Origin of the sequence: Bradyrhizobium sp. WSM1253, from assembly GCF_000244935.1 — a bacterium.
GTDB classification, from domain to species: Bacteria; Pseudomonadota; Alphaproteobacteria; order Rhizobiales; family Xanthobacteraceae; genus Bradyrhizobium; species Bradyrhizobium canariense.
The window spans coordinates 6,432,638-6,453,220 of the sequence record NZ_JH600073.1; the positions used below are offsets into that span (position 1 = coordinate 6,432,638).

Genomic DNA, 20,583 nt, shown 5'->3' on the forward strand with positions numbered 1-20,583 from the left:
AACCAGGCGTCATGACGTCACTGACAATCCATCGCGTCACGACGCTTGATCTTGCCGTGCGGCCGATCGTCTGGCCGTTCGCGGAGGAGCGGCGTGACGAGATCGCGGCGCATTTCGCCGAGAAGCAGCGCGAACGACCAAAACTCTGGAACGGTGGCGTCCTGCTCGGGCGCGATGCGATGTTCGCCGACGGCCATCTTTCTACGACCTATTTCGAGACGGATTTCGCGAGCTTCCTCGCCTGGCGCGACTGGGGCTTTCCCGACAAGGCCGTGTTCAACGGCTTTGGCATGGGCGCGCTGCTCACCTCCGACGGCGCCTTCGTCATGGGCGAGATGGCGCAGCACACCGCCAATGCAGGCCGGATCTATTTCCCGTCGGGCACGCCCGATCTCGGCGACGTCAGGGGCGACACGCTGGACATTCCCGGCAGTGTGATCCGCGAACTCGAGGAAGAGACCGGCCTGACCGAGGCCGACTATCGGATCGAGCCCGACTGGCACTGCGTCGTCACTGGCCCAACGATTGCGATGCTGCAAATTATCAACCTGGACATGCCGGGTGATGTGGCGCGTGCGCGGATCGAAGCCAATCTGGCGGCGGAGGCCGAGCCAGAGCTCTCGGCGATCCATCTCGTGCGCGGGATGAGTGATCTCACGCCGTCCATGCCGCGATTTGTCACGGCTTTTGTCGAGCAGCAGTTCGCGTCGCGCTGATGCGCGAGGCTTGACATCGCTGCGCCCAGCCCATGTGATGGGTAAAAATACAAAACCAAAAAGAATGCAATGCACAATCGTCCAAGGAGGTTCTGATGCGCGTGCGCATGGCTGCCCGTTTGGTGCGTGGGCTGTTGGTCGCGATATCAGCGACGGGCTTGGCGCTGTCCGTCCAGGCCCAGGATCAAGGCAAAGAGAAGAAGATCAAGATCGGCGTCGTATTCGATCTGACCGGGCCTCTCGCCGGCGGCGGCTCTGAACTCGGCTATATCGGCGCAAAGATCGTTCTCGACCATTTCGCCAAGACCGGCGTCGAGGGTTACAAGATCGAGGCGGTCTATGCCGACGCCCAGAGCAAGCCCGACATCGCGATCAACGAATCCGTCCGCCTGCTCGAGCAGGAGAAGGTCGACATGGTGCTCGGCTTCTTCTCCTCGGCGCAATGCGTGCCGGTCGCCGCTCGCGTCGAGCAGCTCAAGAAGTTCATGTGGATGACGACCTGCATCTCGTCGGCCGTGTTCAACGAGAAGGGTTATAAATACGTCTTCCGCCCGCAGGCGAGCGGCGATCAATTCGGCATGATGACGATGGATTTCATCGCGCAGAACGCCAAGGCGAAGTTCGACAAGGAGCCGAAGGATCTGCGCGTCGCCATCATTCACGAAGACGGCGCTTATGGCGTCGACGTGTCCAGGGGCAACGAGGCCGGCGCGAAGAAGGCGGGCTTCAACGTCGTGATGAAGGAGGGTTATTCGGCCACCGCGCCTGACCTCTCCGCGCTGGTGACCAAGCTGAAGCGCGCCAAGCCCGACGTCATTTTCCACACCGGCTACAACCCTGATATCACGCTGTTGCTGCGTCAGGCGCGCGAGCAGGGGCTGAAGTTCGGCGCGCTGATGGGACACGGTGCGGGTTACGGCGTCTACGAGAAGCTGAAGGAAGGCATGGGCACGGATGCCACCTACATCTTCAACACCGACCCGATCTCGATCTGGCTTGCCAACCAGAAGACCATGGATCCCAAGCTCCCGCCCGTGATCAAGATGGTCGGCGAGGAGTTCGACAAGATCCGGCCCGGCGTCGCGATCCGCTCGGCGCATGTCGGCATCGGTGCGTCCAACACGTATGTGTTCATGAATGACGTGCTGCCGCGCGCAATCAAGAAATATGGCGGGGTTGATCCGGATGCGCTGCGCAAGGCTGCGCTCGATACCGATATTCCCGAGGGCGGCACCATGCTCGGCTTCGGTGTCAAGTTTTACGGCGAGGGCACGCCGATGGCCGGGCAGAACGAGCGCTCGTTCCCGGTCGTGATCCAATACATCGACGACAAATCCTCCGTGGTGTGGCCCAAGAGCCAGGCGCAGCGCGAGGCCGTGCTGCCGCTGCCGAAGGGCACCACCTACAGCAACCAGTAGCGCCAAGGCGCGCAGAGAGGAGAGCGGGACGGTGCTGGAAGTCAACGGGCTGGTGAAGCGGTTTGGTGGCTTCACCGCCGTCAACAATGTGTCGTTCAAAGTCGATCAGGGCGAGATCCTCGGCCTGATCGGCCCCAACGGCTCGGGCAAGAGCACGATCTTCAATATGCTCTCGGGTACGCTGGCGCCGACGTCCGGTTCGATCCTGTTCGACGGCTCCGAAATCGCAGGCCTTCCGCCGCACCGGATCATCAACAGCGGCATCGGTCGCACCTTCCAGATCCCGCGACCATTCCGTCGCTTGACGATCTTCGAGAACGTCGCGCTCGCCGGATTCTACGGCCAGGGCCGCCACAGCCGTGCCAGGGCCGAGGAGGCGGCCGAGCGATCGCTGGCGATGGTCGGCTTGCCGACCGATCGCCATGCCAGTGTCGATGGCCTCGGCGCAGCCGGTCTGAAAAAGCTCGAACTGGCGAAAGCGCTCGCCACCGCGCCAAAACTTCTGCTGGCCGATGAGAGCCTCGGCGGCCTCGACGAGGCCGAGATGGGTCAGGCGGCCGACATGCTGCGCAACATCCGCGACGAACTCGGCATCACCATCATCTGGGTCGAGCACATCATGGGCGTGCTGATGCGCGTCGTCGATCGCGTCATGGTGCTCGATCACGGCGAGAAGATCTCGGAAGGGTTGCCGAGTGCCGTTGCCGGCGATCCCCGCGTCATCGAGGTCTATCTCGGCACCGACGCCGAGACAACGCAGGCCGCGGCCGCCGCAGCGCGCCGCCGCGCAGGGGTGCAGTGATGTTGGAGCTCCGCGGCGTCAATGCCGGCTACGGCACCTTCCAGGCACTGTTCGACGTCGATCTCGACGTGAGGGCGGGTGAGGCCGTCGGCGTTATCGGGCCCAACGGGGCCGGAAAGACCACCCTGATGCGTGTCATCTCCGGGCTGATCCGCCCCTCGCGCGGGTCGATCAGAATGGAAGCCGTCGACGTCGTGGCGACGCCGCCGCACAAGATCGTCAGCCTCGGGATCGCGCATGTGCCGGAGAACCGGCGGTTGTTTCCGCAGCTATCCGTCGACGACAATCTCAAGATGGGCGCCTTCATGAAGGAGGCGCGTGGGCACTATCCCGAGCGGCTGGACGTGGTGTTCGACCTATTTCCGCGCCTGAAGGAGCGACGCCACCAGATGGCCGGCACCATGTCCGGCGGCGAGCAGCAGATGTGCGCGATCGGCCGCGCGCTGATGTCGAATCCAAAGCTGCTGCTGCTCGACGAGCCGTCGGCGGGGCTCGCGCCGGTCGTGGTGCAGCAGGTGTTCGAGCTGGTGAAGCGGATCCGCGCCAGCGGGCTGACCGTGCTGATCGTCGAGCAGAATGTGCAGCAGGTGCTGCGGGTGGTCGATCGCGCCTATCTGATCGAGGCGGGCACGATCAGGTCCTCGGGCACCTCGGCCGAGATGCTGGCGAGCGACACGGTCAAGGAAGCGTATCTCGGGGTGTGAGGTTCATGCGGGCATGCAAGCATTTCTGGACATTTTCGACATCTACCTGCTGGAGGCCGTGATCAACGGCATCCTGCTCGGCGGCGTGCTGGCGCTACTCGCGCTCGGGCTCAATTTGATCTTCGGCGTCATCGACGTGACCTGGATCTGCTACGCCGAGCTGGTGATGATCGGCATGTACGCGATGTATTTCCTGGTGCAGTATTACGGCATCAGCTATTTCCTCGCCGCGCCGCTCACCATCCTGCTGGTCGCGTTGCTCGGCGCGGCGCTGCATTACCTCGTGATCGCGCCGCTGCTCACGGCGCCGCCGATCAACCAGTTGCTCGCGACCGGCGGGGCGCTGTTCGTGCTGCAGAGCTTTGCCACCGTTGCCTTCGGCATCGACTTCCGCAACCTCGGCATCCGCCTGCCGGTGCTCGCTTTCGGCGACATGAATTTCAGCTACGCACGACTTCTGTCCTTCCTGGCCGCGCTAGTCGGCATGGTCGCGGTCTATCTGTTCATGACGCGGACTTTCACCGGCACCGCGATCCGGGCGATCTCGCAGGACCGGCAGATCATGGCGCTGATGGGCGTCGATACCAAGCGCATCTATCTCATTACATCCGCGATCGGCGGTGGGCTGGCCGGGCTCGCCGCCTGCCTGTTGGTTCTGCAATATGATGTGCATCCCTTCGTCGGTCTGTCGTTCGGGCCGATCACCTTCCTGATCTGCGTGCTCGGGGGCTTGGGCAATTTCATCGGCGGCTTCATCGCCGCCTTCGTGTTCGCCGAGATCATCTCGCTCGGCGGCCTGTTCTCCGATCTCGAATGGGGCTACGTGCTCGCCTTCGCGTTCTTCATCGTCATGATGTTCGTCCGGCCCGCGGGCCTGCTTGCGAGGCGCCGATGATGGGGCGGGGACGGCTTGCAGCTTGGGGTATCGGATTGGCGGCGCTGGTCGCGCTGCCTTTCGTCTATCGCGATCCCTATCATCTGCACATCATGGTGCTGATCCTGATCTGGTCGTTCGCCTATACGTCATGGTCGATGATGGGGCGGTTCGGCCTGGTCTCGCTCGGCCATGGCGGGTTCATGGGCATCGGCGCCTATGTCACGGCGCTGCTCTGGAATCACCTGGGATGGTCGCCCTGGATCGGCATTCCCGTCAGCATGGCCGCGGCCGGCGCCCTGGCGCTGATCGTCGGCTATCCCTGTTTTCGCTTTCGCATCACCGGGCACTATTTCGTGCTGGTGACGCTGGCGCTCTCCGGCATCGTGCTCCAGGTCATCACGGCGACGCGCGATTACACCGGCGGGTCGCTCGGCTACACGCCGAACCGGGCCGCCGGCAACAAGCTCTGGTCGCTGCAATTCGACGACAAGATCACCTGGTACCTGATCGCGCTCGGGGTCTGGCTGTTCGGCATCGTGCTCTGGCACTGGGTGGACCGCAGCATGGCCCGCTATGCGCTGGAGGCGATCTCGGAGGACGAGGACGCCGCGGCCGCCGCCGGCGTCGACGTCACGGCGGAGAAGCTGAAGATCACGCTGCTCAGCGCGCTGATGACGGCCTTGGCCGGCGCGCTTTACTGCCAGTACCAGATGTTCATCACGCCCGACACCGTCAGCGGCATCGCGGTGTCGCTCCAGATGGTGTTCGCAGCCATCGTCGGCGGCCTGTTCGTTTCGCTCGGTCCGACCTTCGGCGCCATCATCACGATTATGCTGGCCGAGACCCTGCGCATCGGCTTTGGCACCAAGGCGGTCGGCTGGGACAATCTCGTCTACGGCGTGCTGCTGGTGCTTTTCATCATATTCCTTCCGAAGGGCATCCTTGGTAGCTTGCTCGATCGATTGAAGCCGCAACGCAAGGTGCCCCGCGCTCATGAGCAAGAAGCCGTCCAAATCGCTCGCCCAGGAACTTGACCGCTACATCACGCCATTCCGCTACGACGGTTCGGGCAAGTTTCATCTCAAGGACCACAAGACCGACGAGAAGGGCGATCTCGACAAGGAGAAGGCGCAGGAGCTTCTCGACGCCAACAAGAAGCGGCTGATCGCGTTTCAGGAGAAGCTCTACGCTCAGGACCGCTGGTCGGTGCTGATCGTGTTCCAGGCGATGGACGCCGGCGGCAAGGATTCTGCGATCAAGGCGATCTTCGAGGGCATCAATCCGCAGGGCTGCGCAGTCAGTGCCTTCAAGGCGCCGAGCAGCAGAGAGCTCGACCACGACTTCCTCTGGCGCCACGCGGTCGCGCTGCCGGAGCGCGGCCATATCGGCATCTTCAACCGCTCCCATTACGAGGAATGCCTGGTGACGCGGGTGCACCCGGAGATACTCGCCAAGGAGAAGCTGCCGCCAAAGCTCGTCACCAAGAGCATCTGGAAGGAGCGGTTCGAGGACATCTCTGCGTGGGAGCGCTATCTCTGTCGCAACGGCACCGTGGTGCTGAAATTCTTCCTCAACCTGTCCAAGGACGAGCAGCGCGAGCGCTTCCTCGACCGGCTGGAGGAGCCGGCCAAGCAATGGAAGTTCTCGATGGACGACATCAAGGAGCGCGCGCTGTGGCCGCGCTACCAGGCGGTCTATCAGGACATCGTCCGGCACACGGCAACGCCTCACGCGCCGTGGTATGTCGTGCCGGCCGATCACAAATGGTTCGCCCGCGTCGTGATCGGGTCGGCCATCGTCGCTGCGCTGGAAAAGCTCGATCTGCGCTTCCCCCGCGCCGACAAGGCTTCGCTGGGCGAATTCGACGAGGTGCGCAAGGCGCTGGAGAAGGAGGAGAACGAGGAGAAGGCGGGCAAGAAACAAAAAACGCGAAAACAACCCCATGCACAGTAGCCGGGGATAGCGAAATCAATGACTTGAAGGCCAGCGCGAGCGCCTGCGGATTTAACGAAATCGTTGACACGTCGGGCAAAACAGGAGCATGATGTCATCATCCCCAAACCCTCAGTCCCCGCGCGCCATCCCATAGCAGACGCGCTCCACATTGGCGGGAAGGGCGGTTCTTGCAATCCGCCTACTTCTCGTATTTCGCTGCAGCGAATCCCTCGCAGGTGAGATGGAACGCGCCCTCAAATGTGATTTGCGCACCATTGATCTTGCTTGACAGTCTTGCGTCACGGGAGGACCATCCCAATGGTCGCAAACAAGCGACGCGCAACGTCCACATCAAGAGCAAGGGGAGGTCTATGACACCACCTCCGCAGAACCAGCCGCGTTAAGTGCGATGGAGCTCGTTCGGACTATCGCATAGCGGCAGAAACGCGAACGGCACGCCGGGCCAAGGTCTAGTGGGCTGCATCAGTGTGGCATGGCCCCTACCTGCCCGGCGCTGTATTCTGCATCACACCGATTGCATCACAGCGATCATGTCGGACGGCCGTGACGAGGCCGCCGCGCTTTCGATATCCTGCTTCTCTCCTCCTCCTCCTCATCGCGTCATTCCGGGCCGACTCCCGGAATGACGCAGGGTGATCGCATATCAGCACGATCGCACATGACGTCTCGGCGGCGCCTGAGCGAGCGCCTCGTCCTTCGAGACCACCGCTTCGCGGCCTCCTCAGGATGAGGCTCAACTGCATCCATCTGCATTGAAATGCTGCCGCATACGCATCCCCTCATCCTGAGGGCCCGCCGCAGGCGGGCGTCTCGAAGGATGGCCGCAGCCGAGCTTCCAGCCGCGTGCCCGCATTCCAATCGCTGCACGTCCGGCCTTGAGACCGTGGTTCCCGCTTCCTGCACCGCGGCAAATGCCAAGAGAATGTCGCCTCATTGGCCAACTTCCGACACAGCGCCCGGGCGAATAGCGTCGATCCGACATGATGCATGTGCTTCGGCGGTGACGGTCCCGACGTCGCCGTCGCATTCATTTTTCCCAGGGAATCCCTCGTGTCGCATAAGCTTGCCTTCGCGCTTCTCGCCGCGCTCTTGATCGCGATCTCGTCTCTCTCCAGCGTCCGCGCCGCGCCGCCTGCGCCTGCGGCAAACAGCGCTGCCGCGTTATCGCCCGATGAGGCCAAGCGCGCGCTGGAGACGCTGCAGGATGACAAGAAGCGCGCGCAGATGATCGACACGCTGCGTGCGATCGCCAATGCGTCCGGTGCACAGCAGCCCGCGCCCGAACCAAAATCGCCGATCCCGCTCGCGGCCGACGGCCTCGGTGCGCAGCTCATGCTCACCGTGTCTGAGGAGATCGGCGAAATTTCGCGAGACGTCGCCGATATGGCCAGGACGCTCACGCACTTCCCGGCGTTCTATTACTGGATCGTGCGGACCGCGAACGATCCCGCGGCCTACAATCTCCTGATCGAGATTGGTTGGAAGCTCGCGCTGGTGTTCGGCTGCGCCTTCTGCGCCGAATGGGTGATGTTCCGTCTGATCCGGCGCCCCGTCGCGTTCCTGGAAGGACGCATGCCGCAGACCGCGCGCCTGCCGGTGCAGGTGTTGCCCATTGCCGATCCGCCGTCATCGGTGGCCGATGTCACCCCGGCGCCCGAACTGCACATGCGCCGCCACAGCCTGGCGCGGGCCTGGCAAATCATGCTGCGGCTGCCGCTCGTGCTGGGACGCTTCCTGCTCGAGCTGCTACCCGTGTTGGTCTTTGTCGGGGTCGCCACGGCGCTGCTCGGCACCGAGATCGGCGAGCCCACCACCGTCCGCCTCGTGATCCTCGCCGTCGTCAATGCCTATGCGTTCTCGCGCGGGCTCATCTGTGTGGTCCGTGTGCTGGCGGGACCGTTCGGCTTGTTTCCGGTCAGGGCCGAAACCGCCGCCTATATCGAGATCTGGGCGCGCCGTATCGTCGGTGTCGGCGTCTCCGGCATCGCCTTTGCGAATGTGGCGCTGCTGCTCGGCCTGCATCGCGGCGGCTATGCCGCGCTCCTGCGCATGGTGATGCTGGTCGTGCATCTCTTCATCGTCGTGATCATCCTGCAATGCCGCCGCCAGGTCGCCGAAGCCATCCGCGCTCCGGCCGACCGGCAGGGGATCGCGGCGGGACTGCGCAACCGCATTGCGGGCGGCTGGCATTATCTCGCCATCGCGCTCGACCTGGCGCTGTGGGCCGTGTGGGCGCTGAACATTCGCAACGGCTATTCGTTGCTGCTGCAATATTTCGTCGGCACCATCGCGGTGGCGCTGATCACGCGCGTTGCCATCATGCTGACGCTGGGCCTGATCGACCGCGGCTTCCGCATCAAGCCGGAAATCCTTCAGCGCTTTCCGGGCCTCGAGATCCGCGCCAACCGCTATCTGCCACTGCTGCGCAAGATCGTATCCGGCGTCATCGCCTTCATCGGCCTGGTGGCCGTGCTCGAAGTCTGGGGCGTCGACGCCATCGTCTGGTTCTATGGCGGCCAGATCGGCAGCCGGCTGATCTCGGCGGTGGTGACGATCGGACTTGCCGTATTCATTGCAGCTGCGATCTGGGAAGCCAGCAACGCGCTGCTCGACCGCCAGATCAATTCGCTGTCGCGGGACGGGCACTATGCGCGCGCAGCGCGGCTGCGGACCTTTCAGCCGATGCTGCGCACGGCATTGCTCTGCCTGATCGCCACTGTCGTCGGCCTCACGGCGCTCAGCGAAATCGGCGTCAACGTCGCACCGCTGCTGGCGGGCGCCGGCATCGTCGGTATCGCCATCGGCTTCGGTTCGCAGAAGCTGGTGCAGGACCTCATCACCGGGCTGTTCCTGCTGCTGGAGAACACCGTCCAGGTCGGCGACAACGTCAGCGTGTCCGGGCTATCGGGCGTGGTGGAGAACGTCTCGATCCGCACGATCAGGCTCCGGGCCGGCGACGGTGCCGTGCACATCGTGCCGTTCAGCGCGGTCACGACCATCACCAACGCCAGCCGCGGCGCCGGCAATGCGTCCGTCAGCGTCAACGTCGCCTACAAGGAGGATACCGACCGCGCCGGCCAGATTCTCAAGGACATCGTCGACGAGATGCGCCGCGAGGTGGAATTCCGCAGCCTGATCCGCGGCGATCTCGAGCTCTGGGGCATCGACAAGGTCGACGGCGCCATGGTGTCGATCGTGGGCCAGATCCGCTGCACCGAGGCTGGCCGCTGGCCGGTGCAGCGCGAATTCAACCGCCGCATGAAGCAGCGTTTCCAGCACAACGGCATCGAGGTCGCATCCGCCACCCAGACCATCCTGATGCACATCGCGCCGCCGGCTGACAGCGCTCCGAACCTGACGCCGCGGCGGGCGGTCGGCTAGGGTATCTGCTCATAAACGTCGGCTTACCAATCCAAAGCGGAAGTCTCCCACCTTGCGTGTGATCGGCGGCTCGTGACCCGTTGCCGACCTCGGCAATCCGCTTCTGCACGTCGCCGCGCGGCAGCGGTCGCCTTCGGTATTTGACAAGACGCGAAGAACTCAAGGTTGCGAGATATTCAGCGCTCCGTACGTCAGATTGCGCATCGCCGTGAAATAATAGCTGACCTTTTCTGGTGCGACCTGGATCATCTGTACAGCGATCATCTTCTGCGCCGGATCAACCCAGAACTGCGTCCCCCAAACTCCACTCCAACCAAAACTGCCGGCCGACCCGCCGCTGGTGCGAATGGCAAAGCCGAGGCCAAATGTTGTCCCATCGTCTGGGCCGACACTGCGGCCCACAAATCTAACATCGCTTGGTAGGGCGTTGGCGGTCATCAGCTTCACTGTCTCAGGTGCGAGTATCCTAACTCCGTCGAGCTCACCGCCATTGAGCAACATTTGGCAGAAGCGCAAGTAGTCGAGAGCCGTTGAGGCAAGTCCGCCGCCACCTGAAAGGAGCTTGCGCGGTTTTGTGATGTCGAATTGAGGAGGACGCGTCGTTGGTGCCTCGACCACGCGGTCGAGGTTTTCGCTCGGTACATAGAAGCCGGTGTCAACCATCCCGAGGGGCTTGAAGATGCGGCTCTGCAGGAATTGATCAAACTGCTGGCCGGAAGCAACTTCGACAACCCTCGCCAGAACATCTACGCCCCAGCTGTATTCCCAGACCTCACCCGGTTGGTGGGCCAGCGGCAAGCTCGAAAGACTTGTCACAAACTCGCCGAGGGAGTTGTCCGGCTCGAAAGCGGCCCTAGCATAGAGCCTGTTGATCGGCTCATCCAAATATTGCGGCGGATAGACCAAGCCGGAAGTATGACGAAGTAGGTCGCGCACGGTCATTGGTCGCTTCGGCGGTTCTAGCGCAATGTCGATCTTCCCTGACGCCGGGTTAGGCTTCGCGGTCGCGACTTGCATGGTCTTCAGCTCGGGCAGGTATTTCGCGACCGGAGCATCGAGATCGAGCTTGCCGTTGTCTACCAGCATCATGGCTGCAACACTGGTGATCGGCTTGGTCATTGACGCGATCCAGAAGATCGAGTCAGTCGTCATGGGAATGGTCTTTGCGCGATCTTGGAAGCCAATGGGTTGAAGATAGGCAAGCTTGCCCTCTTTAGCTATGGCGATGACTGCACCCGACAGGTCCTTGCCCGAAGGGTCGACTGCATCAATCCGTTTCTTGTACCAAGAGGTAATCTGCGAAAATCCCCCTATCGAAGGGTTCTTGATAGCAGGATAGATAGCTGTCGAGAGCGCGACAGTCATAACAACACATCCGATTGCACTGACGAATGCCAGCGCCTTTGTCCGCGAGTGTTGCATATGCGTCATGGCGTGCTTCCGCGAAGATAAAGTGGCTCGCTCTGCGTGCGCTTGTGGCACATTCAGCATATCGATTTGAATGAGGGGTGCTACTGCCGTTACGGTGCGCAATGTCGCTTGTTGGGCCCGAAGCTGACCTGTCCCGCGCAGCCGGCCCAAGCCCGCTACTGACCCAACCCGGACATGATCTATCGGGTCATGGCAGTTGACAGCGTTTCTCATCTGGATCATTTTATCTTCAGGTAGATACGACCTGCTGCTTGCGCCCGTGTGGGGATGGTAAACGTATCATAGGTCTTTCATAGACCTTTGCCCGAACGAACGGGTCAGCAACGCAAGCTCCTGGCACCTCGGTTTCGTTCAAAGCAAAGGATGAAAGATGATGCGCAATTATCGCCACGCCAAAGCCATGGCGCAAACGGCTCGGGCCTTTCTCGCTGACCACGGTGCGAAGATTACCAATAGTCAAAGCCTTGAACTGATTGCCAAGGCGTTTGGCGTTGCCGATTGGAACACACTTGCAGCTGCAATTCGCGGCGACGTTACCGCGCCGCGCATGAAGGATGCGGCGCCATCAACCACAGTCGATGCGGGGATTAGGCCTCGGGCACCTCGGTTTTCTACTGAACTTGAAATCACTCTGCAGCGCGCCCTCGGCTATGCCGATGCGCGAAAGCACCAGTATACGACGCTAGAACACCTGCTGCTCGCGCTGACAAATGACGCTAATGCTTCGAAGGTGATGCAAGCGTGCGATGTCGATCTTGCGGCGCTCCAGAAAAGTCTGACTGACTACATCGACAATGAGTTGATAGCCATCGTGGTCGAAACCGGCACAATCCCCGGCGAATCCCGCCCGACGGCGGCGTTTCAGCGTGTAATGCAGCGGGCTATCTCGCACGCCGAACAAATCGGCCAGCAGGAGGTTACCGGCGATAACATGATGGTGGTTTTCTTTGCCGAGCGGCTAAGCCCGGCAGTGCGACGGCTCTATAGTCAGAACATGACTGCTCAGGATGCGGCGGCCTTCGTTGAGCGCGGCATCATTAAACGAGGTGGCACCGCCGCGCCCTGATCGGTGCGGTGCCGCGCCCAATTTGGGGCTTCCGCAACTGGCCCAACTCGGACCTAGGGTGAGGTGCGCCAACACGGCCGGTACCGCGGCCAGAGCGGACCTCGCACGAAGTGCAGCGCGAGTTTATGAGTCCACGCCCTAAGCGGTCCGGCCTCAATCCCAGCTTGCCTCTGCCGGCCCGGCAGCGTTCACTCCGGCTCCAGCGCGCTGACAACATGCGGGCGACAAAAGGGTGGGAGAGACTGATGCGGGGGCGGTGGGCTGGACTGCGCGGTCATGTGATTGTCATTTGTGTGTTGCTCGGATGTGCGGCGTGGGCCACACCGGCAAACGCCCAGCCGTTTCCATCGCGTCCCATCACCCTCGTGGTGCCGTTCGCTGCGGGCGGTCCGACCGATACTCTGGCGCGGATCCTGTCCGAGCGGGTCGCTGCCGAGTTGCACGCGACGATCGTGGTCGAAAACGTCGCCGGCGCCTCCGGCAGCATCGCCGGCGCCCGCGTCGCGCGTGCAACGCCTGATGGCACCACGATCACGATCGGCCATTGGGGCACGCATGTGCTCAACGGCGCGATCTTCAAGCTGCCATACGATGTGATCGCCGATTTCGAGCCGGTCGCGACGATCGCGATGGGCACGCAGCTCATCGTCGGCCGGAAGTCGCTCGAGGCCAACACTCTGAAGGAGATGATCGCGTGGCTGAAGGCCAACCCCGGCAAGGTGACTGCCGGCACCGCCGGCGCCGGCACGGGTGCCCACGTCGCCGGTGTCTTCTTCAAGGAGAGAACCGGCACCGACTTCCAGTTCGTGCCCTATCGCGGCGCGGGGCCCGCCATGATCGACCTCGTGGCCGGGCAGATCGACATCATGTTCGATCAGGCCTCGAACTCGCTGCCGCACTACAAGAACGGTGCGATCAAGGCGTTCGCGGTGACGTCGCCGACGCGGCTCGCCTCCGCGCCCGATATCCCGACTGTCGACGAGGCGGGGCTGCCCGGTCTCTACATCTCCTACTGGCACGGCATCTGGGCACCGAAGAACACGCCGAAGGAGATCGTCGCGAAGCTCAACGCCGCCATCGTCGCCGTGCTTGCCGATCCCGCCGTCAAGCAGCGGTTTGGCGAATTGGGACAGGAGATTCCTCCGCCCGATCAGCAGACGCCCGCAGCGCTCGGAGCCTTCCAGAAGGCCGAGATCGAGAAATGGTGGCCGATCGTGAAGGCCGCCGACATCAAGGCGGAGTAGCTCGCGGCGCCACACGCGCTTCCCTCATCCTGAGGATGTCGCGCAGCGGCCGTCTCGAAGGATGGCCGCGAGTGAGATCGCGCGGGCTTGTTCCGCCTCTTCCGCTTGCGGGAGAGGCCGACGAGCCCCGGGCGATGCGCAGCATCGTCCCGCGCGCGGCGGGTGAGGGCTCTCACCGCACAGGGACATCCGCCGCGATTCTCGACAGTCCCGACGCGGAGATACCCCCACCCCAACCCTCCCCCGCAAGCGGGAGAGGGAGCCCCACCGCCAACGCGGCGCGTCTTGCACACCCTCACATGAGAGGAGTGTCTAGCTTTGCGGCGTTAACCTTTTCGTGCACGACGGCCGTCTGTCGCGAAAACCTCGCTGCGGTGCGGGATCACGATCCTTGCCGCAGGCGTCTGCCTCCTTGATCTCCAGTGAGCGCTGGCCGACAATGCCCGCCCTTCAATAAGAAACTCCCTGGGGGAATTCGTGAATAGACCTGCTCGGGTCAGCGCCCATTCGACATCGTCCGATTCCGTGCACGGCATGGCGCTGCTGCGCGATCCCCTGCTCAACAAGGGCACCGCCTTCACCGGGCAAGAGCGTGATGCGCTCGGCCTGCGCGGCCTGCTTCCGCCTTGCGTGCTGACGATGGAGACCCAGGTCGAGCGCGTGCTCGTCAATCTGCGCACGCTGCCGACCGATCTCGAGAAATATGTCGCGCTGAATGCGTTGCATGACCGCAACGAGGCGCTGTTCTTCCGTGTCGTCGTCGACAATATCGACGAGATCCAGCCGATCATCTACACGCCGACGGTCGGGCTCGCCTGCCAGAAATACGGCCTGATCTTCCAGCGCCCGCGCGGTATGTTCATCTCCTCGCGCGATCGCGGCCAGATCGCCGAGATCCTGAAGAACTGGCCCTATCCGGCCAAGCTGATCGTCGTCACCGATGGCGAGCGCATCCTCGGCCTCGGCGATCTCGGCGCCAACGGCATGGGCATTCCGGTCGGAAAGCTCTCGCTGTATTCCGCCTGCGCCGGCGTGCATCCCGAAACGTGCCTGCCGATCGTGCTCGACGTCGGCACCAACAACGAAGAGCTGCTGAAAGACCCGTATTATCTCGGCTTGCGCGAGCGGCGGCTCACGGGCGAGGCCTATGACAGCTTCGTCGACGAGTTCATGGTCGCCGCGCGAAAGACCTTTCCGGGAGTGCTGATCCAGTTCGAGGATTTCGCCAACCATTCGGCGTTCAAGCTGCTGCACAAATACCGCGATGAGGCCTGCGTCTTCAACGACGACATCCAGGGCACGGCTGCGGTGGCGCTCGCGGGCCTGTTTTCGGCGCTGCGCGTCAACGGAGGCAAGCTGAAGGAACAGCGCATCCTGTTCCTCGGCGCGGGCGAGGCCGCGACCGGCATCGCCGATCTCGTGACGTCCGCGATGATGGCGGAGGGCGCCTCTGAGGCAGAAGCGCTCCGCCGCAACTGGCTGGTGGATTCCCGCGGCCTCGTCGTCGGCGGCCGTGAAGGCCTGTCCGGCCACAAGCTCCGTTATGCCCATGCCGGCCAGGCGCCGATCGCCGACTTCCTCACGGCGATCAGGACGCTGAAGCCGACGGCGATCATCGGTGTTGCCGCGGTCGGGGGTGCCTTCACGCCCGACGTGCTCAAGGCGATGGCCGAGCTCAACGAGCAGCCGATCGTGTTCGCGCTCTCCAATCCGACTTCGAAGGCCGAATGCTCGGCGGAGGACGCCTACCGCTACACCGGGGGCCGCGCGCTGTTTGCCTGCGGCAGTCCGTATGACCCGGTCAAGCTCAACGGTCGTACCTTCGTGCCGCGCCAGGGCAACAACTCCTACATCTTTCCGGGCGTCGGCCTCGGCGTCATCGCCAGCCGCTCGCGGCTGGTGACGGACGAGATGTTCATGGCGGCCGCCCATACGCTCGCCGACTGCGTCGGCAAGGACGATCTCGCGCAGGGCAGCCTCTATCCGGCGCTGCCGCGCATCCGCGAGGTCTCGGTGCGTATCGCCGCCGCCGTCGCCGATGTCGCTTTTCAGCGCGGGCTCGCGGACGGACCCGCGCCCAATGACGTGAAGGGACTGGTTCAGTCCCAGATGTACGAGCCGCAGTACTGAGGCCTGATGATTTTGATTGCCTCGATCTGGCGGCTGGCTCAGTCACCTCTCCCGCTTGCGGGAGAGGTCGGCGTGCCCGGGCGATGCGAAGCGTCGTCCCGCGCGCCGGGTGAGGACTCTATCCTCTTGGGGAGTCCCACTGGGGAGACACCCTCACCCCAACCCTCTCCCGCAAGCGGGAGAGGGAGCGCACCGCCCTCGCAGGTCGCAACGCGCCCTCGTTAAGTCAGCACGCGATACCATTTCAGGTAGAAACTCCGTTGCGCGGCGCGGGCGTATATGCGACGCTCTGTAGCGTTACAAGAAAATGCGAAACCAAGGTAAGCCGCCATGGACGATCGTTTGCCGGACCTGGGCGACCTCGAGCACGAGGTCATGCAACTGGTTTGGGCCCATGGTCCTGTCACGGCCGAGGTTGTGCGCGAGAAGCTGTCGCGTCGGCTGAAGGAATCGACGGTCCGCACGGTGCTGCGCCGGCTGGAAGAAAAGGGCTATGCTCGGCACACGGTGGACGGACGCACCTATGTCTACCACGCAGCCGAAGCGCGCGCGCGGGTTGCGGCCAAGGCGGTGCAGCGCATCGTCGACTGGTTCTGCAACGGCTCGATGGAGGAGGTCCTCGTCGGCATGGTCGACAATGCAATGCTCGACCAGCAGCAGTTGCGCACGCTGGCCGACCAGGTGGCCAAGGCGAAGAAGGCGAGGGGAGTGAAGAAAGAATGATCGCAACTCTGGCGGAGGCGGCGCTACGCTCCCTTGTGCTGGGAGGCGTCGTCTGGTTTGGTCTCAACCTGTTTCGCGTGCGGAATCCGCACGTCCACATGACGGCGTGGGTCGTCGTGCTGCTGGCATCGCTGGCGATGCCCTTGGTGATGCATTGGCCGACGGTCACGATCACCCGGCTGCCATTGCCGGTATCGGTGCCGGCTGATGTCCTGCCGGCTGATATCTCGATGTTTGAGATGCCGCAGCCCATGCAGCCGATCGCGCCCGGCGCGGCGATTGCTTCTCCGGCGGAGAGCGGCGTCTCGATCAATTGGTGGCTGATCGCCACCGTCGTCCATGCCGGCGTTGCCAGCCTGTTGCTGCTGCGGCTGGCCATCGGCCTCTGTCTGACCTGGCGCCTCGCGCGCGCGGCAAGACCGATCAACGGTCTGCAGATGGTCGACGCCGATGTGCGCGTCAGCCGCGAGGTCGGCGGTCCCGTCACGTTTGGCTCGACCATTCTGGTGCCGCCGCAATTTTCCGGCTGGGACGCCAAGAAGCGGCTCGCGGTGCTCGCGCATGAGGGCGCGCATGTCGCCAACCGCGATTTCCATATCCTCCTGCTCGCTTCCCTCAATCGCGCGGTGTTCTGGTTCAGCCCGTTCGCCTGGTGGCAGCTCGCGCGTCTTGCCGAACTTGCCGAGATCATCAGTGACGCCGAGGCGATCGAGGTGATCGACGATCGGCTGTCCTATGCGGAAATCCTGCTTGATTTCGCAAGCACGGTAAACCCGCGGCCGGTCGAGCTCGCGATGGCGCGGGCCTCGACCGTGCGCGCGCGCGTCGAGCGCATCATCGCGACTGCCGTGATGCCGGTCGCGGTCGGCTGGCGCAAGCGGCTGTGGATCGCGGCCGCGATCGTCCCGGCCGTGATCGTGTCCGCCGGCATGATCGCCTATCGCACCCCAGAGCCTGCGCCGCTCGCCGGCGATAGTGGAGAGGTGCCGGCCCAACATTACCGCCCCTTCGTCAATTTCTACGCCATGGGCCCGGCCTCGGTGTTCGCCATCTTCCGCGAGGGTGATGATCTCTACGGCCAGCTCACCGGGCAACGTCGGCTGCGCCTGACCGTCGGCAGCGACGGCACCGCGTCCTACCTGGCTTCGTCGAGCGAGATCACGTTCCCGCTCGATGCGGAACGCCGCTCCTCCGAACTGATGCTGCGGATCAACGGCCGCGACGTGCGCGCGGTGCGTGTCGCCGAGATGCCGGCGCCGACGACCGAACCTGCCTCGCTCGATCAATATGTCGGCTGGTATAGGATTGCGCCGAACCGCGTGCTCACCGTCCGCCGCGATGGCGACCGTCTCTGGCTGCAGGAAACCGGGCAGGGGGCGACGCAAGTCCTGGCCGAGGGCACTGATGCCTTCTCCTTTCGCGGCGACCATCTCGTGATCTTCCTGCGCGACGAGCAGTCGAGGGTCTCGCGCGTGTTGCTCCAAAGTGCGGTTTTCGGCGCCCGCCTCGCAGCCCGCGTCGATGCGGCGGTGGCTCAGGCCGTCGAAGCGGATTTCGCGCGCCGCCTTGCCGAAGTCCCCGATCGCTTCAGGGAGCAGGTCCCGGCGGTCGGCGGCAAGGAGATGATCGTGCGCGGGATCGAGGATCTGCGCGCCGGCACGCCGAACTACGATCGCATGAGCGCGCCGCTCGCCGCCAAGATCCACCGCCAGCTCAATGAAATGCACGCGACGTTCGTCGCGCTCGGCGGATTGGAATCGATCTTCTTCCGCGGCGTCGGTCCCGGCGGCTACGACATCTATGGCGCGAAATTCGAAAACGGCACGGCCGAATTCCGCCTGCTGATCGAGCCCGACGGCAAGGCCGGCGATGTGATCTTCCGAGCCGACGGCAACGACGAACTCGGTGGCATCGTGCCTTGCTCGGAGGAGGCGAACGTGCGCGGCCGCGCCGGCACCTCGCCGATCAGGATCATGGTCTATAACGAGATGCGCGACGACATCCAGGTTTTCAATCTCGATGCCGACGGCAATCGCAAGACGCAGAGCGTCGTCAGGCCCAACATGACCTGGGCCTCCACCACCACCGTGAACAATCCGTGGGTGATTGCCGACAAGTCGGGACGGTGCATGGAGATCCTGGTGCCGGGTCGGCAAACGCGCTTCCACAATGTCGAGGCCTCAAACCTCGGCGCGCGTCCGGGTCGCGCAGCGCGGCGCGCCGTTCCGATCGCCAATGGCGAGGAGATGCTGCGCCGTTACATCGAGGGCGTCGGCCGGGGACAGCCGGACTACGAGCGCATGACGTCGGAAGTCGCCGACATCACACGCGCGCAGCTTCCGTTCGATCAGGCGATTCTGACGCGGCTGGGTGCGCTGCGTGCGGTCTCCTTCCGCGGCGTCACCGCGCTCGACAGCGATATCTATGTTGCCCAGTTCGCCAACGGTTCGGCGGAATGGCGCATCGGTGTCAGAAACGGCACGATCACGAAAATCGCGCTCGGGCCGAATTTTTAGGACGAGCGCCGCTGCCGCTCTGCGGGAGTGGTGGCGCCCGAGTTCGTGGCGGCGGTCGCTCAATCTATGCTTGCAGACTCACGTCGTGAATGCTACAATACGTAGCATTACGGTTCGTAGCTTCGCGCCGACACCGTCGGCAGGCTCGAAAGAATTAGGCATTCGTATGAGCAGTTCTGCAAAGGCCGATTCTGTGCTGGCGCTTCATCGCTTCGGAATGGGGCCGCGTCCGGGATCGATTGCGGCTGTCGGGACCGACCCGCGTGGCGCGCTGATCGCCGAGCTCGACCGTCCGCTCGTCCTGAACGCCGCCGCCACCCTCCCCTCCAGCGCAAAGGCCTATCGCACCGTGGCCGATGCCAATGCGCGGCGCACGGCGCGCGCCAAGCAGGCCCAGCAGCAGGCTAAAAAGCAGCAGGTGGCGGCGACGCCGACCATGTCGGAAGACCAGACGCAAGGGCAGGTAGCGGACAAGGACGCCGCCGAGATGGCGGCCAAGCAGGCAGCCGACGCCATTCCCGATCCCGGACGTCCGATCTATTTGCAGGAAGCCAAGGTGCGCACGGAGGCTGCGCTTTCCGCCGACATCGGTTTCGCCGAGCGGCTGGTGTGGTTCTGGTCCAACCATTTCTGCGTCTCGGCCAACCGGATCCAGAGCATGTCCGGCGCCTATGAGCGCGAAGCCGTTCGCGCAAATGCGCTCGGCCGCTTCGTCGATCTCCTGCTGGCCGTCGAGGGTCATCCGGCGATGCTGGTCTATCTCGACAATCTTGGTTCGATGGGCGCGAATTCGACGGCCGGCATCAACCGTAGCAGCGGCCTCAACGAAAACTTCGCGCGCGAGATCATGGAGCTGCATACGCTCGGCGTGCGCGCCGGCTACACCCAGGACGACGTCATCAGCTTCGCCAATGTGCTGACCGGCTGGACGCTGGTGCCGCCGGGCGCCGATCCTCAGCACGGCGGCGATTTCACCTTCAATCCGCGGCTGCACGAGCCCGGCGGACAGACCGTGCTCGGCAAGCGCTACGAGCAGGAGGATGCCGAGCAGGGCCGCGCCGTGTTGCGCGATCTCGCCGCGCATCCCGCGACCGCGACCCATGTCGCGACCAAGCTCGCGCGCCATTTCGTCGCCGACGATCCGCCGCCGGTGCTCGTCGAGCAGATGGCAAAAATCTTTCGCGACACAGAGGGCGATCTCAAGCAGGTCGCGATTGCGATGGTGTCCTCGGACGAGGCCTGGCGCGGGCCGCCGTCAAAGCTCAAGCGCCCCGGCGAATGGGTCGTCGGCATGGTGCGTGCGACCGGCATCACGGTCGTCGATCCCGTCCGCTTCACCGGCGGCCAGGAACTGCTCGGCGAGGCGCTGTGGCGTCCGTCGGCGCCGAAGGGCTATCCGGATGACGAGCCCAGCTGGATCGACGGCGTCGGCCGGCGGCTCGACGTCGCCAACAATTTCGCCGAGCGCATCACTGGCATGGCCGATCCGCAGGCGATCATCGAGGACGTCTTCGGATCCGAGATCGCGCCCGAGGTGAAGCAGGCGGTCGGCCGTGCCGAGAGCCGGCAGCAGGCGTTGGCGCTCTTGTTCATGTCGGCGGATTTTCAGAGGAGGTGAG

At 63.7% G+C, this 20,583-nt stretch carries 15 protein-coding genes; 14 read left to right on the top strand and 1 reads right to left on the bottom strand.

The genetic code is table 11. The annotated features are described in order from the left end of the window. Positions 1–11: 11 nt before the first annotated feature. The 8 genes from BRA1253DRAFT_RS31360 (at position 12) to BRA1253DRAFT_RS31395 (ending at position 9,854) form a co-directional block, all read left to right on the top strand. A complete protein-coding gene (locus BRA1253DRAFT_RS31360) occupies positions 12–716 on the top strand; it encodes a hypothetical protein (RefSeq protein WP_007601019.1) in 705 nt (234 codons plus the stop codon). A 95-nt stretch (positions 717–811) separates the two neighbouring features. Continuing rightward, entirely contained in the window at positions 812–2,134 is a 1,323-nt protein-coding gene (locus BRA1253DRAFT_RS31365; protein ID WP_007601021.1) for an ABC transporter substrate-binding protein, read from the top strand. A 31-nt stretch (positions 2,135–2,165) separates the two neighbouring features. Then, on the top strand, positions 2,166–2,936 hold the full coding sequence (locus tag BRA1253DRAFT_RS31370) for an ABC transporter ATP-binding protein (RefSeq protein WP_007601023.1): 771 nt from the start codon (positions 2,166–2,168) through the stop codon (positions 2,934–2,936). Then, positions 2,936–3,640, top strand: coding sequence for an ABC transporter ATP-binding protein (locus BRA1253DRAFT_RS31375; protein WP_007601025.1), 705 nt, complete (start codon positions 2,936–2,938; stop codon positions 3,638–3,640). Before BRA1253DRAFT_RS31370 ends, BRA1253DRAFT_RS31375 begins: the two co-directional genes overlap by 1 nt. A gap of 13 nt (positions 3,641–3,653) precedes the next feature. Then, the gene (locus BRA1253DRAFT_RS31380; RefSeq protein WP_007601027.1) at positions 3,654–4,535 is read left to right on the top strand and encodes a branched-chain amino acid ABC transporter permease; all 882 of its coding nucleotides are present in this window, start codon (positions 3,654–3,656) and stop codon (positions 4,533–4,535) included. Then, positions 4,532–5,551 (top strand): branched-chain amino acid ABC transporter permease, encoded by a 1,020-nt coding sequence (locus BRA1253DRAFT_RS31385; protein WP_007601029.1) that lies wholly within the window; start codon positions 4,532–4,534, stop codon positions 5,549–5,551. The genes BRA1253DRAFT_RS31380 and BRA1253DRAFT_RS31385 overlap by 4 nt, the downstream gene beginning before the upstream one ends. Next, positions 5,511–6,470, top strand: coding sequence for a polyphosphate kinase 2 family protein (locus BRA1253DRAFT_RS31390; protein WP_007601037.1), 960 nt, complete (start codon positions 5,511–5,513; stop codon positions 6,468–6,470). The genes BRA1253DRAFT_RS31385 and BRA1253DRAFT_RS31390 overlap by 41 nt, the downstream gene beginning before the upstream one ends. 1,053 nt (positions 6,471–7,523) lie before the next feature. Beyond that, a complete protein-coding gene (locus BRA1253DRAFT_RS31395; protein WP_035995549.1) occupies positions 7,524–9,854 on the top strand; it encodes a mechanosensitive ion channel domain-containing protein in 2,331 nt (776 codons plus the stop codon). Positions 9,855–10,013: 159 nt separating this feature from the next. Here the strand turns inward: BRA1253DRAFT_RS31395 and BRA1253DRAFT_RS31400 are convergent, their stop codons facing one another. Next, positions 10,014–11,285: a serine hydrolase gene (locus BRA1253DRAFT_RS31400; RefSeq protein WP_007601039.1), complete on the bottom strand. Its 1,272-nt coding sequence runs from the start codon at positions 11,283–11,285 to the stop codon at positions 10,014–10,016. A 370-nt stretch (positions 11,286–11,655) separates the two neighbouring features. Here BRA1253DRAFT_RS31400 and BRA1253DRAFT_RS31405 point away from each other — a divergent pair, with 370 nt between their 5' ends. From BRA1253DRAFT_RS31405 to BRA1253DRAFT_RS31430, 6 genes are all read left to right on the top strand, one after another. Further along, positions 11,656–12,351, top strand: coding sequence for a glyoxalase superfamily protein (locus BRA1253DRAFT_RS31405; RefSeq protein WP_035994272.1), 696 nt, complete (start codon positions 11,656–11,658; stop codon positions 12,349–12,351). A gap of 245 nt (positions 12,352–12,596) precedes the next feature. After that, the gene (locus tag BRA1253DRAFT_RS31410) at positions 12,597–13,595 is read left to right on the top strand and encodes a tripartite tricarboxylate transporter substrate-binding protein (RefSeq protein ID WP_007601040.1); all 999 of its coding nucleotides are present in this window, start codon (positions 12,597–12,599) and stop codon (positions 13,593–13,595) included. A 477-nt stretch (positions 13,596–14,072) separates the two neighbouring features. Then, positions 14,073–15,725 carry an NAD-dependent malic enzyme gene (locus tag BRA1253DRAFT_RS31415; RefSeq protein WP_083869971.1) on the top strand — a complete coding sequence of 551 codons (1,653 nt, stop codon included), beginning with the start codon at positions 14,073–14,075 and terminating at the stop codon, positions 15,723–15,725. A 330-nt stretch (positions 15,726–16,055) separates the two neighbouring features. Then, positions 16,056–16,448: a BlaI/MecI/CopY family transcriptional regulator gene (locus BRA1253DRAFT_RS31420; RefSeq protein ID WP_007601043.1), complete on the top strand. Its 393-nt coding sequence runs from the start codon at positions 16,056–16,058 to the stop codon at positions 16,446–16,448. Then, positions 16,445–18,964: a M56 family metallopeptidase gene (locus tag BRA1253DRAFT_RS31425; protein WP_007601045.1), complete on the top strand. Its 2,520-nt coding sequence runs from the start codon at positions 16,445–16,447 to the stop codon at positions 18,962–18,964. Before BRA1253DRAFT_RS31420 ends, BRA1253DRAFT_RS31425 begins: the two co-directional genes overlap by 4 nt. Before the next feature lie 166 nt (positions 18,965–19,130). Next, entirely contained in the window at positions 19,131–20,582 is a 1,452-nt protein-coding gene (locus BRA1253DRAFT_RS31430; RefSeq protein ID WP_007601047.1) for a DUF1800 family protein, read from the top strand. The last annotated feature ends 1 nt before the right edge of the window (position 20,583 follow it).

Excerpts from the sequence above, each read along its gene's own strand:
- BRA1253DRAFT_RS31430 (WP_007601047.1), top strand. The coding sequence starts at position 19,131 with ATGAGCAGTTCTGCAAAGGCCGATTCTGTGCTGGCGCTTCATCGCTTC.
- BRA1253DRAFT_RS31385 (WP_007601029.1), top strand. The coding sequence starts at position 4,532 with ATGATGGGGCGGGGACGGCTTGCAGCTTGGGGTATCGGATTGGCGGCG.
- BRA1253DRAFT_RS31380 (WP_007601027.1), top strand. The coding sequence starts at position 3,654 with ATGCAAGCATTTCTGGACATTTTCGACATCTACCTGCTGGAGGCCGTG.
- BRA1253DRAFT_RS31360 (WP_007601019.1), top strand. The coding sequence starts at position 12 with ATGACGTCACTGACAATCCATCGCGTCACGACGCTTGATCTTGCCGTG.
- BRA1253DRAFT_RS31420 (WP_007601043.1), top strand. The coding sequence starts at position 16,056 with ATGGACGATCGTTTGCCGGACCTGGGCGACCTCGAGCACGAGGTCATG.
- BRA1253DRAFT_RS31405 (WP_035994272.1), top strand. The coding sequence starts at position 11,656 with ATGATGCGCAATTATCGCCACGCCAAAGCCATGGCGCAAACGGCTCGG.
- BRA1253DRAFT_RS31375 (WP_007601025.1), top strand. The coding sequence starts at position 2,936 with ATGTTGGAGCTCCGCGGCGTCAATGCCGGCTACGGCACCTTCCAGGCA.
- BRA1253DRAFT_RS31425 (WP_007601045.1), top strand. The coding sequence starts at position 16,445 with ATGATCGCAACTCTGGCGGAGGCGGCGCTACGCTCCCTTGTGCTGGGA.
- BRA1253DRAFT_RS31400 (WP_007601039.1), bottom strand. The coding sequence starts at position 11,285 with ATGACGCATATGCAACACTCGCGGACAAAGGCGCTGGCATTCGTCAGT.
- BRA1253DRAFT_RS31410 (WP_007601040.1), top strand. The coding sequence starts at position 12,597 with ATGCGGGGGCGGTGGGCTGGACTGCGCGGTCATGTGATTGTCATTTGT.
- BRA1253DRAFT_RS31390 (WP_007601037.1), top strand. The coding sequence starts at position 5,511 with ATGAGCAAGAAGCCGTCCAAATCGCTCGCCCAGGAACTTGACCGCTAC.
- BRA1253DRAFT_RS31365 (WP_007601021.1), top strand. The coding sequence starts at position 812 with ATGCGCGTGCGCATGGCTGCCCGTTTGGTGCGTGGGCTGTTGGTCGCG.